The organism is Defluviicoccus vanus (assembly GCF_014672695.1).
Taxonomy (GTDB): domain Bacteria; phylum Pseudomonadota; class Alphaproteobacteria; order Rhodospirillales; family Defluviicoccaceae; genus Defluviicoccus; species Defluviicoccus vanus.
Genome location: NZ_CP053923.1, coordinates 3,358,439 through 3,372,308, shown reverse-complemented (window position 1 = coordinate 3,372,308; position 13,870 = coordinate 3,358,439). Strand labels below are relative to the sequence as shown.

The following is a 13,870-nucleotide window of genomic DNA, read 5'->3' as shown; positions in this document are numbered from 1 at the left end:
GGGACGGCGGTCAGCGAACCGCCGCAGCAATATTGCCGCCGTCCACCGTCAGCACCGCCGCCGTCGTCGTCGGCGACAGGGCCAAGTGGACGAAGGCACGGGCCACGTCCTCCACCGTCACCTCCAGGCCCAGCAGATTGCCGGCCATGTATTCCTCGACGCTAACGCCGCGCGCCTTCGCGCGCTCGGTTGCCAGTTGCGGCGTCAACAGGCCGGTGCGGACACGATCGGCGTTGACGGCATTGGCGCGGATGCGATCGCGGCCATGATCGAGCGCATATTGGCGCATCAGCGCCAGCATCGCCGCCTTCGGCAAGCCATAGGGACCGAAGTCAGGCCCCGGGTTGAGCGCCTGCTTCGAGGCGTTGAACAGCAGGCAGCCGCCGGTGGCCTGCGCCCGCATGATCGCCACCGCCCGTTGCGCCACCGTCTGGTGCGCCCAGAAATTCAGCTCGAAACTCTGACGGAGGATAGCATTGTCCACGTCGCCGATCCGTCCTTGCCAAGCGCCGCCAGCGTTGGAAACGACGATGTCGACGCCGCCGAAGGCTTCCACCACCCGGTCGAAGGCGGCGGCAACCTGCTCCGGATCGGTCACGTCACAGACGACGGAGATGCCGCCCACCTGGCGCGCCACCTTGCCCGCCGCCGCTTCCCCCTGGTCGAGCACCGCCACCTCGGCCCCCTCGGCGCGGAAGGCGAGCGCCGTTGCGGCGCCAATGCCGGAGCCGCCGCCAGTAATAACCACCACATGCCGGGCGAGCGGCTTCGCCGCGGTCTTGCCGAGCTTGGCCTGCTCCAACGACCAGTATTCCATGTCGAAGGCGTCGGCTGCGGATATGGACTCGAATGCATCCATGGTTTCGGCGGCGGTGATCACCTCGATATTGGTCTCGGCCAAGTCGGCAGCGATCCGCGCCTCCTGTTTCGAAGCCCCCACCCCGAACAGGCCCAGCCCTGGCACCAGCAGCACCCGCGGCATCGGATCGAGCGGCTTCTTGGTCCGACCGACCCGCTCGTTGTTGTCGACGAAATAGGTGCGATAGGCAGCAATGTAAGCTTCGAGGGCGGTGCGCGCCTGGGCGGCAAAGCCACTCAGCCCCTCAGCGGTGGGCGGCGGCAGCAGCAGCGGCAGCCGCTTGGTGCGAATCACGTGATCGGGGGTGGCGGTGCCGCGCTGACTGTAGCGGGCGAGGTCCTGGCCGTTGACGAACTCCTCCACCGCCGCACCGGCGCGGAAATCGAGGACCCATCGACGCCAGTTGCCGGGCCCTTCCGCCATCGCCAGCAGTCCGCGCAGCAGCGGCACAACCTGCGCCACACGCGCCATTGCCCCCGGCAGCCGCACCGGCAGCAAGGCTTTCGGGCGCTGGTGGCCCATGCCCCTTGGCAGGTGAACGCCGGCGACGCTGACCCGCTTCGCCTCGGCGATGCGCTCCTCGGCCAGGGTAACCATCTCCAGCATCCGCTCGTAGGCCTGCCGCGCCGTGTCGCCGAAGGTGAAGATGCCGTGCTTGAGCAGGATCATCCCCTGTGCCTCGGGATGCTGGCGAAACACGGCAAGCGCACGCTTCGCCAGTTGGAAGCCGGGCATGATGTAGGGAACGAGGGCCATCCGCTCGCCGTAGATCTGACGGCAGAGCAACTCGCCGTTCGGCTGGTCGGTCAAGGCAAGGACGGCATTGGCGTGGGTGTGATCGATATACTTGAAGGGCAGGAACGCGTGCAGCAGCGTCTCCACCGAAGGATTGGGTGCTGACGCATCGAGTAGGTTGACCCGCTGCAGGTTGACCATCGCCTCGTCGGTAAGCGTCTCCAGATCCGCCAGCCGCCGCAGCGGTTGCAGCCGCACCGCCGGCAGGCCTGCCGGCTCGATCGTCGCCATGTCCCAGCCGGAGCCCTTGACGCATAGCACTTTGACTGATTCGCCGGTGGCGTCATGCACCTCCGTCTTGACCGAGGTGTTGCCGCCACCATGGATCACCAGCCGTGGCTCACTGCCGAGCAGGCGGGTGGAATAGGTGCGGAGTGCCAGATCGTAGCTGACACCTTGCTTGGTGTAACGCTCTACGGCCGCCTCCGCGTCGCGGTCCGACCACCGGTTCTCCATCGCCATCGCTCCCTTTCGCTGCCGACCATTCCCCGGACGGTCTCACCCGAAGCGCCTATTCTAGGCGCCCATTGCGGCGGCCCCAAGCCTCTCCCGCGGGCGGCGGACTTGGCCGCGCGAGTTACCGGCCTGCCATCGGCACGTACCTGCCCCTACCGTTGCCGCGATTGCCGCCACAGGGTTTGATGCCTACCTCAGCAGTCCGGGCGCGGCAGCACCGGCATCGCCTCTGACCACCATCGCCGCGTCGGTCGCCGGAAGGAGACGAGTATGGACGATGCGACCAAGGGCGATGCGACCGAAGGCGATGTGAGCGAGGGCAACCGTACCGCTCCCCTCCCACCCGCCGAGCCCTGGCACAGCCTGACGGTCAGCGCGATCGAAACCCGACTCGCCACCGGCACCGATGGCCTGAGCAGCGAGGAGGCACGCCAGCGCCTCGATCGCTACGGACCCAACCGGCTGCGGCCACCGCATCGGCGCAGTGCCTTCGTCCGTTTCCTGCTGCAGTTCCACAACGTACTGATCTACGTCCTCCTCGCCGCCGGTGCGATCACCGTTGCCATCGGCCACCGTGTCGATGCCGGCGTCATCTTCGGCGTCGTCGTCATCAACGCCATCATCGGCTTCCTGCAGGAGGGCAAGGCGGAGCGGGCACTCGACGCCATCCGTCAGATGCTGTCGCTGCACGCGAGCGTCATTCGCGACGGTGCCCGCCAGTCGATCGCCGCCGAAGAGCTGGTGCCGGGCGACGTGGTGCTGTTGCAATCGGGCGACAAGGTGCCGGCCGACCTGCGCCTGCGCCAGGTGAATGCGCTGCAGATACAGGAGGCGGTGCTCACCGGCGAGGCGGCGGCGGTGGCCAAGGCGACGGCGGCGGTGGATGCGGCAACCGATCTCGGCGACCGGGTCGGCATGGCCTACGCAGGCACCCTCATCGCCACCGGCCAGGGCGAGGGCATCGTCGTCGCCACTGGCGATGCCACCGAGGTCGGCCGCATCGGCCTGATGCTGGGCGAGGTGGAGGGCGTTCGGACGCCGCTGATGGATCAGCTCGCGCGTTTCAGCCGCCTGCTGACGCTGCTGATCCTGGCGTTGACCGGCGGCGTCTTCGCCGTCGGCGCCCTGTATCATGGCTTCGCTCTCGATGAGATGTTCATGGCGGCGGTGGGGCTCGCCGTTGCCGCCATCCCCGAAGGACTTCCGGCAATCGTCACCATCACCCTCGCCATCGGCGTCGAGCGGATGGCGCGGCGCAATGCCATCATCCGCCGCCTGCCAGCGGTGGAAACCCTGGGCTCGGTGGATGTCATCTGTTCGGACAAGACCGGCACGCTGACCCGCAACGAGATGATGCTGGCGAGCCTCGTGACGCCGTCGCGGCTGCTGACGGTCACCGGCGAGGGCTATCGGCCGGATGGCCGCTTTGAGGCGGAGGGTGAGCCCGTAGGTTCGGACGCCATGCCCGACAGCATCGCCATCCTCCGCGCCGGGTTGCTCTGCAGTGACGCGCACGTGCAGCAGGACAACGACGGATGGAGCATCGAAGGCGATCCCACCGAAGGCGCCCTCGTCGTCGCGGCGATGAAGGTAGGGCTCGATCCGGCGCACGAGCGCCAGGCGTTGCCACGGCTCGCCATCATTCCCTTTGAATCACAGACCCAGTTCATGGCGACGCTGCACCGCGCGGACGGCAGCGGCGGCGCCTGCGTGGTGGTCAAGGGCGCGCCGGAGCGGNTGCTCGCCATGTGCACGATGCAGGGGTCGTCGNGCGATGCCTCGCCGCTCGACCGTGCGCACTGGCAGCAGCAGATGGCGACCGTCGGCAATCGCGGTCAGCGGGTGCTGGCGGTGGCGGCAACGCGCCTCGACGCTGCTGCCGATGGGCTCGACGAGAGCGCCCTGAGCGATTTGACGCTGCTGGGGCTGGTCGGCATCGTCGATGCACCGCGGGAGGAAGCGATCGCCGCCGTCCGCCAGTGCCAGGCAGCCGGCATCAGCGTCAGGATGATTACCGGCGATCACGCCGACACCGCCCGCGCCATCGCCGCTCACTTCGGCTTCGGCGGCGAGCGGGTGCTGACCGGGAGCGAAATCGAACGGCTCGACGACACCACGCTCGGCCGCGAGGTGCGCGCTGTCCACGTCTTCGCCCGCACCACGCCGGCGCACAAGCTGCGGCTGGTGGAAGCGCTACAACGCCAGGGCCTGACGGTGGCGATGACCGGCGATGGCGTCAACGATGCACCGGCGCTGAAGCGCGCCGACGTGGGCATCGCCATGGGCAGGCGCGGCACCGAAGCGGCGAAGGAGGCGGCGCAGATCGTCCTCGCCGACGATAACTTCGCCTCCATCGCCCATGCGGTGGAGGAAGGCCGCACCGTCTACGACAACCTGAAGAAAGCGATCCTCTACCTGCTCGTCACCAACGGCACCCAGGCACTGACCATCATCGTCGCCGTGCTCATGGGCCAGCCACTGCCGATCACTGCGGTGCAGGTGCTGTGGGTAAACATGGTCACGGCGGTGACGCTGTCGATGGCGCTCGCCTTCGAGCGGCCGGAGCCCGATGTGATGAACCGCCCGCCGCGGGCGCGCGGCGCCCCCTGGGTCTCGGCGGCACTGCTGGCGAGGATCGCCTTCGTCTCGGCACTGATGGTCGGCGGCGTCGTGCTGACCTTCGAAGCCGCGCTCGCCCGCGGCCTTTCGCTGGAAACGGCGCGGACGATGGCGGTCAATGTCCTCGTCGGCTTTGAGATCGTCTATTTGCTTGCCGTCCGCCCCGGCCTCGTCCCGGCACTGTCGGCGGCCGGCCGTGTTGGCATGCAGCCGGCGCTGATCGCCATCATCCTGGTCTCGCTGCTGCAGTTGGGCTTCACCTACCTCGAGCCGCTGCAGACCCTGTTCGCCACCGCCTCGTTACCCGTTCATGCCTGGGCCTGGATCGGCGTCGCTTCCCTCGCCGTCTTCGCCCTCATCGAGGCGGAGAAGGCGATGTTGCGCAAGCTGGGATGGCTGCAGCAGTGAGGCGGTCGCCCGCATTGACAGCGGGCGAAGGCCGGTCAGGTGCAATCACTGGCACCGACGACGCGGACCAGATCGGCCTGACGGCGGCAACCGGTTTTTCCCAGGACCTGCTTCATCTGCGAGCGGACGGTGCCGATGGTAACACCGCGCCGGTCGGCGCACTGGCGCAGCGTCTCGCCATCAGCCACGGCGACAGCAAGCGCCGCTTCCGCCGGTGTGAGGTCAAAGTCGGTTCGGACCAAACGCAAACGCTGTCCGGCGGTCTCCGACGGATCGCTAATTAGCAGGAGCGAGGTCGGCCCGAAACTGCCGGCGGCGGTGGCGCAGGACCGTGGCACCGGCAGGATTTCGATCNNCGGTATGCGGCTTTGCCCGAGGGTCGCTGGGCGGTGACAACGGCACGACCGGCCGATGCGACTCCCCCTGCGGCACGCTACTGGTATCNNGAGCCATTGCTGCAGCGCCGCACCAGCACGGCGGTCCGACAGCACAAGTTGGTTGCCCGACATTCCAGCGCCGTCACACTCGGCGAGCAGTCTTTCCCCGCGCAAGTTGGTGAAATGCACCCTGCCGCGTTGGTCAACCAGCAGGGCGGCGCTTTGCACGCAATCCAGCGCCCCGGCGAGAAGCTGGCGTCGTGCTTCCGACTGTGCGAAGCGAACCCGCAGATGGGCAGCCCGGACGAAAAACGGCACGTACAGGTTGAACAGGCATTGCTGCGCGGTGACAAACTCGCCCCGGCCGGTGTCCTGGGCCAGGGTGACGATGGCGATCTGGTCCGTCGATGGCGAGATATTGGCGTGAAGGAGATGGCCGATCTCGTACTTGATCAGCCATTCGTTGTGAAACGCACTCCGCCGCCGCTCATCACGTGATATGAGGGCACGATCATCGAACACCGTTCCGAGTTGGGCACGAACCACCCGCGGGACCCGGATATCGCTGGCCAGGTAGTGATCGAGGTAGTCACGATCGGATCCTTCGCGAATGCCTCCGCCGACCCCCTCAAGGACGATGTCGCCGCTCCGATCAACCAGCTTGAAAAACGCCGCGTCCACTTCAAGCCGACGCGCGAATTCATCCATCATGTCTCGCATCGGCCGGGATGGATCAAGCGCCGCCTCGAACAGGCCCGCTACCAGTTCAGGATCGGCGTTCGCATGCTCCATCAGTTGCGCTCCAGGCCAACCCTGTTATGTACACGTTAACCAGGAAAAATACACAAGCATCCACAGGCGGGAAAGTTTTATCTCCCACTTTGGGGAGAGCAGGTTGCCATGTTTAGGCTGGCCACGCCGCTTGTGGTAGAATAATAGCGCGGATTACATGCGCAAGGGTTTTGCCCCACCACCGTGTCAGCGCGACAGCGGGAGAGGGGTGAAGTCAACTACGGCCGTAGCCGCCGCTCCCGCGGAGAGGAGGCAACAGCGTCGCGGCCGCTTACACCCTAACCCTGTCGCATTCACCCGCAGAGCGAGGTATGAAGGAAGTGCATCGTCCCTGACCGGGCAACAGGCCGGTCTTTCCCTGGCAATGAGGAGTGTCGATGGGCCACTCGGTCCGTCGCATCGAGCAGTTTATCGGCTTCGGCGTCTTGGCCGTGGTGGTTGGGGGCTGCTTTATCGTCCTGAAACCATTCCTGCCGGCGCTGCTCTGGTCGACGATCCTTTCCATCGCCACCTGGCCAGCGTTCCGCTGGCTGGAAGCGCGTCTCGGCGGCCGTACGTCCCTCGCTGCCGCAATCATGAGCATCGTCCTTGCCGTCGGCTTTCTGGTGCCACTGTCGATCCTCGGTGGCAGCCTTGCCGAAAACTTCGCCAAATTTGCCGGCAACGTCCTTGGCGTTTTCGAGACCGGCCCACCGCCGCCACCGGCCTGGGTCGCTGACGTCCCGCTCATCGGCGACGAACTGAGCGACCTCTGGCAGTCGTACGCCAACGATACCACCCGCTTCGCCGAAGCCGTTGGCGAGTACGTCAAACCGGCCACCGAGTTTCTCCTCGGCGTCGGGACCAAAATCGGCCGCGGTATCGTCGATTTGGCGCTGAGCGTCCTCGTCGCCTTCTTCTTCTTCCGCGATGGCGCCTATGGGGCCGCGCGTTTGAGGGTGCTGATGGACAAGGTGGCCGGTCCGCGCGGTCGCCATTTACTCGAAATCGCCGAAAAGACGATGATCGGCGTCATTTACGGCATCCTCGGCACATCCCTGGCACAGGGCCTGCTCGCCGCATTCGGCTTATGGCTGGCAGGTGTCCCTGGCGCGCTTTTCCTTGGCCTGCTGACATCGCTGCTCTCGTTCGTGCCGATGGGGCCGCCGATGGTCTGGCTCCCGTCAACCATCTGGCTGTTTTCCGTCGGGCGAATCGAATGGGGTATCTTTATGGGGCTTTGGGGTTTCGGCGTCGTCTCGACCGTCGACAACATCATTCGCCCGTATTTCATCAGCCTCGGCAGCGCGCTGCCGCTGTTGCTCGTCTATCTCGGCGTGTTGGGCGGAATTATCAGCTTCGGCTTTCTCGGACTGTTCATCGGTCCGACCCTGCTCGCGATCGCCTATACGATCGTCCGCGAGTGGACCCACTCGAAGGAACTGGACGAAAGCGAACAGCCGGCGGCGGAAATCTGATTGGGTGAGAAAGAGCTTGCCTGCTGATGGCAATACCGCCGCAGCTGGCGCGGCGCCGGCAGGGAAACTTCAAGCAGGCCATTGCGGTCGCCACGTCCCCACAATTCCGCGCCACGCGCCAAGTGTGAGTCTCTGCTGATGCGCATCTCCCTCCACCGCATCGAACAGTTCATCGGCTTGGGTGTGCTGATCGTCCTCGGCACCGGCTGCATTATCGTGCTGCAGCCGTTCCTGCCGGCGCTGCTGTGGTCGACCATCCTGTCGATTTGCACCTGGCCGGCGTTTCGCTGGCTGGAGGACAGGCTCAACGGAAGATCGACACTGGCGGCGGCGATCATGACGGCGGCATTGGCCTTGGGTCTTCTCGTCCCATTGTCGATCCTTGGGGGCAGCGTTGCCGAGAACTTCAGTCACTTCGCCAGCCGGGTGCTCGCCGTCTTCGAGAACGGCCCGCCACCACCACCGGCTTGGGTCGGCCACCTGCCGATCTTTGGCGAAGAATTGCTCAAGGTGTGGGATGGCTACGCGCACGACACCGCCCGGTTCATCCAGTCCGTCAGTGCCAATCTCAAGCCGGCGACAGCGATCCTGTTCGAGGTCGGCAGCAGCATCGGCCACGGTATTCTCGATCTGTCGCTGAGCGTTATTGTCGCCTTCTTCTTCTTCCGCGACGGGGCGCGCGGCGCCGTTCGCCTGACGGTGCTGATCGATAAGGTTGCCGGCGCCCGTGGCCGCCGCCTGCTTGATGTGGCGAAACAGACGATGATCGGCGTCGTTTACGGCATTCTCGGTACGGCACTGCTGCAAGGCGCACTCGCCGCTGTGGGAATGCGGTTCGCCGGCGTGCCCGGCCCGCTCTTTCTCGGACTGTTGACCACCATCGTCGCCCTGGTGCCGATGGGACCGCCTCTGGTCTGGGTGCCGGTGATCCTGTGGCTTCTTTCCCTCGACCATACGACGCAGGCGATATTTCTTATCATCTGGGCGATTGTCGTCGTCTTCGTCGTCGACAACATCATTCGGCCCTACTTCATCAGTCTCGGCAGTTCGCTACCTCTGCTGCTGGTTTACCTCGGTGTCGTCGGCGGCATCGTCGCCTTCGGCTTTATCGGGCTGTTCCTCGGCCCCACCCTGCTTGCCGTTGCCTATACCATCATCCGGGAATGGACTCATTCGGAGGAACTCGACGAAGAGCTGACGCCGGCAGCAGACATTTGAGTTACGCGTATTTTCGCTGGCGTCGCCCCACCGCATGGCTCCGCTTTTGCGTCTGCGCCCGGGAGCTTGCACGCCTGCTGTAGCACACCCACTGTAGCGTGCCCACTGGCACCCGTTCGCGAGCCGTGGCAGGCTCGGCAGTGGCATGGGTGTAACGTCATCCATGCGGCAGAAGCAGGCCAACGGCAGTAAAGGCGGAACGCGTGGAAGACCTGCGCAGCGCGATCATTATTCTCTCGGCCGCCGTCGTCGCCGTCGCCGTCGCCCGCCGGCTCGGACTGGGCGCGGTGCTGGGCTTCCTCGCCGGTGGTGCGCTGATCGGACCGCAAGGGTTGGGCCTGATCAGCGACGTGGACAAGATTCTCCACTTTGCCGAATTCGGCGTCGTGCTCCTGCTGTTCGTCATCGGCCTCGAATTGCAGCCGAGCCGACTCTGGACGATGCGCCGCACCGTCGTCGCCTACGGCTGCCTGCAGGTGTTCATCACCGGCGGCGCGTTTGCCGTACTCGGACGTCTGCTCGGCCTTGCCCCGGCGCCGGCCGCCGTGGTCGGCATCTCCCTGGCCCTGTCCTCCACCGCCTTCGCCCTGCAAACGCTGGCGGAGCGTGGCCAGCTCACCACCAAGCATGGCCGCGCCGCCTTCGCCATCCTGCTGCTCCAGGATATCGCCGCGATCCCGCTGCTGGCCGCGGTGCCAATGCTGGCGGGCGTCGGCGGCTCGGTCCTCGATAGCGCTGGCCTCCTCGCCGCAGCCGAGACCCTCGGTATCCTCGTCGGCGTTGCGGTCATCGGCCGGCTGGTGCTGCGCTATGCCTTTCGCGTCGTCGCCCTCACCCGGGTGCAGGAGGTGTTCACCGCCGCTTCGCTGCTCACTGTTGTCGGCACCGCCGGCTTGATGGCGGAACTCGGCATCTCGGCGGCGCTCGGCAGCTTCATCGCCGGCGTGCTGCTTGCCGATTCCGAATACCGTCACGAACTGGAAGCGGACCTTGAACCGTTCAAAGGGCTGCTCCTCGGCCTGTTCTTCATGGCGGTGGGCATGTCGCTCGACCTGCACCTGATCGTCGGCGAACCGGGGACGATGGCAATGATCGTCATCGCCCTGCTTTTGCTGAAAGGGATCATTCTCTACGGCCTTGCCCGCGGCAATGGCCTCGACGATGGTGCGGCGCGGTCGCTTGCCGTAGCACTTGGCGAAGGCGGCGAATTTGCCTTCGTCCTGCTCGGCGCCGCCGCCACCTACGGCCTGTTGACACAGGGACTGTCCAGCCGGCTGATCGCTGCGGTGACGCTGTCGATGGCGGTGACGCCGATACTGTTCACCCTCAATGAAAAGTTCACCGCCTGGCGCGCCGGACGGCAGACCGGGGCTTTCGATACCCTGCCGGGGAGGAGACGCCGGNTGATCATCGCCGGCTTCGGTCGCTTCGGCCAGATCGTCGGCCGCATCCTTACCGGCAAGGGGATCGCTTTCACCGCGCTCGAGATTTCGGCCGAGCAGGTTAATTTCGTCCGCCAGTACGGCTCCAAGGTCTACTATGGCGACGCTTCACGCCTCGACCTGCTGCAGGCAGCGAAGGCAGACGCGGCCGAGCTCTTCATCCTGGCGATCGATGATGTGGAGGCGTCGGTGCGGACGGCGGAGGTTGTCAGCAAGCACTTTCCGCACCTAAAGATCTTCGCCCGCGCGCGCAACCGGCAGCACGCCTACCGGCTGATGGAACTCGGAATCAGCGTGGTCTGGCGGGAAACGTATCTATCCAGCCTCGACATGGCCCGGCATGTTCTCACCGCGCTCGGCCTGACCGAGTACACCGCGGCGCAAGCTACCGAGACATTTCGCCGCCATGACGAAGATCTTCTCTACGGCATGTTTGGCCAGCACAATGACGCAAAGCGGATGCAGGCAGTGGCGAAGCGGGCTGAAAGGGAACTGGAAGACCTGTTTGCCGCCGATGCGCGTGACGATGCCCGCCGTTGAGAGTGCAACGCGAAAAAGCCCGGCGATCAGCCGCGCGCGTGCCTGCGACTTGCGCTACTCTCGCCCCACCACTCTGTCCTAGACATCGAAATCCGCCGCAGTGACCGACGCCGATCCCGCAACGCGCCAGCGCATCGTCCGTATGACCATCGATGATCCCGTCCGCATCCGCCTCAGCCCCAGCGTCGAGCAGGAGCGGCGGGTCGCCCTGTTCGACCTGCTGCAGGAGAATCACTTCGCCCTGGCCGGTGCCGATCATGGCCCCTATGTCCTGCATTTGACCGCCGAAGAAATGCGCCGCATCCGCTTTCGGGTGACCGATGAGCGGGAGCGCGAACTCGCCAATTTTCCCCTGCCTCTCAGTGAGCTGCAGCGGATCATTAAAGACTATTTCATGATCTGCGATAACTACTTCAGCGCCATCAAGACGATGCCGGCGAGTCGGATCGAAGCGATCGACATGGCGCGACGCGGCCTGCACAACGAAGGCGCCGAGTTGCTGCGGGAACGGCTCGCCGATCGGGTTGAGATGGACAAGGATACGGCGCGGCGATTGTTTACCCTCATCTGCGTCATGCACATTCNNGAGGCTAGTGGCACCTTGGCGCAAGGCCCCTCTGCCGTTCTGTTTTCCTGCACCCACAATGCCATCCGCTCGCCGATGGCGGAGGGGATTCTCAAGCATCTGTGTGGCCGCCACCTGTTCGTCGACTCGGTGGGTGCCCGTCCGGGCGAACTCGATCCCTTCGCGGTGCAGGTGATGGACGAAATCGGCATCGATATCAGTAAGCATAAGCCGAAGGCCTTCGAGGATCTGGAAGATGACTCCTTCGACGTAATCATCTCCCTGTCACCCGAAGCGCAACACAAGGCGGTGGAACTGACGCGGACGATGGCCTGCGAAGTGCTGTTCTGGCGAACCTTCGATCCCTCGATCGTCGAGGGCAGTCGGGAAACGCGGCTCGACGCCTTCCGCCAGATACGCGATCAACTCATCCAGCGGATCAAGGCCGAGTTCGCCACCCGGCCGATGGCCGATCTGTAGGCCGGCTCCCGCTTACTGCGGATAAATCACCGCCGCCATCAGCACGGTGACGACCAGCACCAGTGCCATCAACGGGACCCCCACCTTGACGAAGTCGAAGAAGCTATAGCCACCCGGCTCGTAAACGATGGTGTTGACCGGCGAGGAGACGGGGGTGGCGTAAGCAGCGGAACTGGCGATCGCCACCGTCATCGCAAACGCCTGCGGCGAAACGCCAATGGCGAGCGCCGCATCGATGGCGATCGGCGCGATCAGCACCGCCGTTGCCGTATTGGAGATGAACAGCCCGAGCGCGGCGGTGATGATGAAGACGATAGCCAGCATCCCCATTTCGCCCAGCGGCCCCAGGGCGTGGACCAGCACTTCGGCGAGATGGGCGCTGACGCCGGTCGCCGTGAGCGCCGTTGCCAGCGGCAGGACGCCGGCGATCAACACCAAGGTAGGCCAGTTGATCGATCGATAGACGGCGTCAAGCTTGACGCAGCCGCAGGCCAGCATCGCCAGCGCGGCGATAACCGCCGCTGCCACGTTCGGCACCAGTCCGCTGGCCATCAGCACCACCATGCCAAGGAGGATGGCCAGGGCGGCCATTGCCCGGTTACCGGTAGGAGCGACGTCCTTGTACTCTTCGGGCATGGTCAGCAGCACGAAATCGTTGCGTTCACGGCCCAATCGCTGAATTCTATCCCAGCTGCCGGACACCAGCAGCGCATCGCCAAAATCAAGCCTGGTGTTCACCAGATCGGCGATTTCCGCCTCGCCACGATGACGGACCGCCAGCACCGTCACCGCAAAGCGGGAGCGGAATTCGACTTCGCCGATGGTGCGGCCGATCAGCCGCGACGTCGGTGCAAGCATCACCTCGGCGAAGCCGATCTCCTGCAGCGCCTGACGGGCCAGATGCTCTGGCAGCCGCGGTAATCGCTCCAGCTTCATTTCGTCACAGAGGGTAGCGATCTGTTCCTCGTCGCCGACGACGTAGAAGGCATCACCGACGCGAAACACCGTCTCCAGGAGGGCGGGGATAAAAACGTGGCTATTGCCGCGTCCCTTGTCGAAGCCGACGACGACAACACCGTAACGGGTCCGCAATCCCATCCGCACCACCGTATGGTCATGCAGTGGCGAAACCGGTAGCACCCGCAGCCGGGCGACGCGAGTGTCGAGACCATACGCATCAGCCAGGTCCTTGACCGTGCGGGCATCAGTCGCGACGTTCAGCCCCTTGTCCTTCGCTGCCAACAACCGCCGCCCGACCAGCAGCATGTAGGCAATCGCCACCACGAGGATGGCGATACCAAAGGGAGTGAAGCCGAAGAATCCCAGCGAACCGAGCCCCCGCTCCTTCAGCGCCTCATCGACAATCAGATTCGGTGCGGTGGCGATCAGCGTCATCATGCCGCTGGTCAAGCCGGCGGCCGCCAACGGCATCAGCAGCGTGCGTCGATTGATGCCGGTACGGTTGGCAATGGTGATCGCCACGGGGATGAATAGCGCCACCACCGCCGTCGAACTCATGAACGCACCGACACCAGCGGTCACCGCCATCAGCACGGCCAGCAGCCGCGTCTCGCTACTACCGCCGATCCGCATCACCATCTCGCTGATGCGCGTGGAAAGGCCGGTGCTGACCACCGCTTCGCTGACAACGAACAGGGCGGCAATCAGAATAACCACGGGATCGGCGAAGCCGGCGAGCGACTGCGGGACCGTCAGCACCCCGCTCAGCATCAGTGCCATCACCACCAGCATGGCAACGATGTCACTGCGAATCTTGTTGATGGCGAACAGTGCGGCTGCCGTGGCAAGCACGCCAATGACAAAAATGGCTTGCGGCGTCATGTTTGGATGGTCCTGGTTGC

Annotated in this window: 7 protein-coding genes and 1 pseudogene; 6 read left to right on the top strand and 2 right to left on the bottom strand. The window is 65.0% G+C overall.

Annotation, left to right across the window (positions count from 1 at the left end; all coding sequences use genetic code 11):
• Nucleotides 1-10: 10 nt before the first annotated feature.
• On the bottom strand, nucleotides 11-2,110 hold the full coding sequence (locus HQ394_RS15300; protein ID WP_190260946.1) for a bifunctional aldolase/short-chain dehydrogenase: 2,100 nt from the start codon (nucleotides 2,108-2,110) through the stop codon (nucleotides 11-13).
• A 270-nt stretch (nucleotides 2,111-2,380) separates the two neighbouring features.
• Between HQ394_RS15300 and HQ394_RS15295 the strand changes: the two genes are divergently transcribed.
• From HQ394_RS15295 to HQ394_RS15265, 6 genes and pseudogenes are all read left to right on the top strand, one after another.
• Nucleotides 2,381-5,137, top strand: a complete 2,757-nt coding sequence (locus tag HQ394_RS15295) for a cation-translocating P-type ATPase (RefSeq protein WP_190260945.1) — start codon at nucleotides 2,381-2,383, stop codon at nucleotides 5,135-5,137.
• 1,546 nt (nucleotides 5,138-6,683) lie between these two features.
• Nucleotides 6,684-7,763, top strand: a complete 1,080-nt coding sequence (locus tag HQ394_RS15285; protein ID WP_190260943.1) for an AI-2E family transporter — start codon at nucleotides 6,684-6,686, stop codon at nucleotides 7,761-7,763.
• A 138-nt stretch (nucleotides 7,764-7,901) separates the two neighbouring features.
• Complete coding sequence (locus HQ394_RS15280) at nucleotides 7,902-8,981, top strand: AI-2E family transporter (RefSeq protein ID WP_190260942.1); 1,080 nt, start codon at nucleotides 7,902-7,904, stop codon at nucleotides 8,979-8,981.
• A gap of 203 nt (nucleotides 8,982-9,184) precedes the next feature.
• Nucleotides 9,185-10,963, top strand: coding sequence for a monovalent cation:proton antiporter-2 (CPA2) family protein (locus tag HQ394_RS15275; RefSeq protein WP_190260941.1), 1,779 nt, complete (start codon nucleotides 9,185-9,187; stop codon nucleotides 10,961-10,963).
• Nucleotides 10,964-11,063: 100 nt separating this feature from the next.
• Nucleotides 11,064-11,546 (top strand): annotated as a pseudogene (locus HQ394_RS15270) (UPF0262 family protein); the annotation flags it as partial.
• Nucleotides 11,538-12,008 carry an arsenate reductase ArsC gene (locus tag HQ394_RS15265; RefSeq protein WP_407644750.1) on the top strand — a complete coding sequence of 157 codons (471 nt, stop codon included), beginning with the start codon at nucleotides 11,538-11,540 and terminating at the stop codon, nucleotides 12,006-12,008. The pseudogene HQ394_RS15270 and the gene HQ394_RS15265, both read left to right, overlap by 9 nt.
• 12 nt (nucleotides 12,009-12,020) lie before the next feature.
• Here the strand turns inward: HQ394_RS15265 and HQ394_RS15260 are convergent, their stop codons facing one another.
• The gene (locus tag HQ394_RS15260; RefSeq protein ID WP_190260940.1) at nucleotides 12,021-13,850 is read right to left on the bottom strand and encodes an SLC13 family permease; all 1,830 of its coding nucleotides are present in this window, start codon (nucleotides 13,848-13,850) and stop codon (nucleotides 12,021-12,023) included.
• Between the last annotated feature and the right edge of the window lie 20 nt (nucleotides 13,851-13,870).

What these genes read in the sequence shown, in the direction of transcription:
- HQ394_RS15300 (WP_190260946.1), bottom strand. Translation starts at nt 2,110, where the DNA reads ATGGAGAACCGGTGGTCGGACCGCGACGCGGAGGCGGCCGTAGAGCGT.
- HQ394_RS15285 (WP_190260943.1), top strand. Translation starts at nt 6,684, where the DNA reads ATGGGCCACTCGGTCCGTCGCATCGAGCAGTTTATCGGCTTCGGCGTC.
- HQ394_RS15280 (WP_190260942.1), top strand. Translation starts at nt 7,902, where the DNA reads ATGCGCATCTCCCTCCACCGCATCGAACAGTTCATCGGCTTGGGTGTG.
- HQ394_RS15260 (WP_190260940.1), bottom strand. Translation starts at nt 13,850, where the DNA reads ATGACGCCGCAAGCCATTTTTGTCATTGGCGTGCTTGCCACGGCAGCC.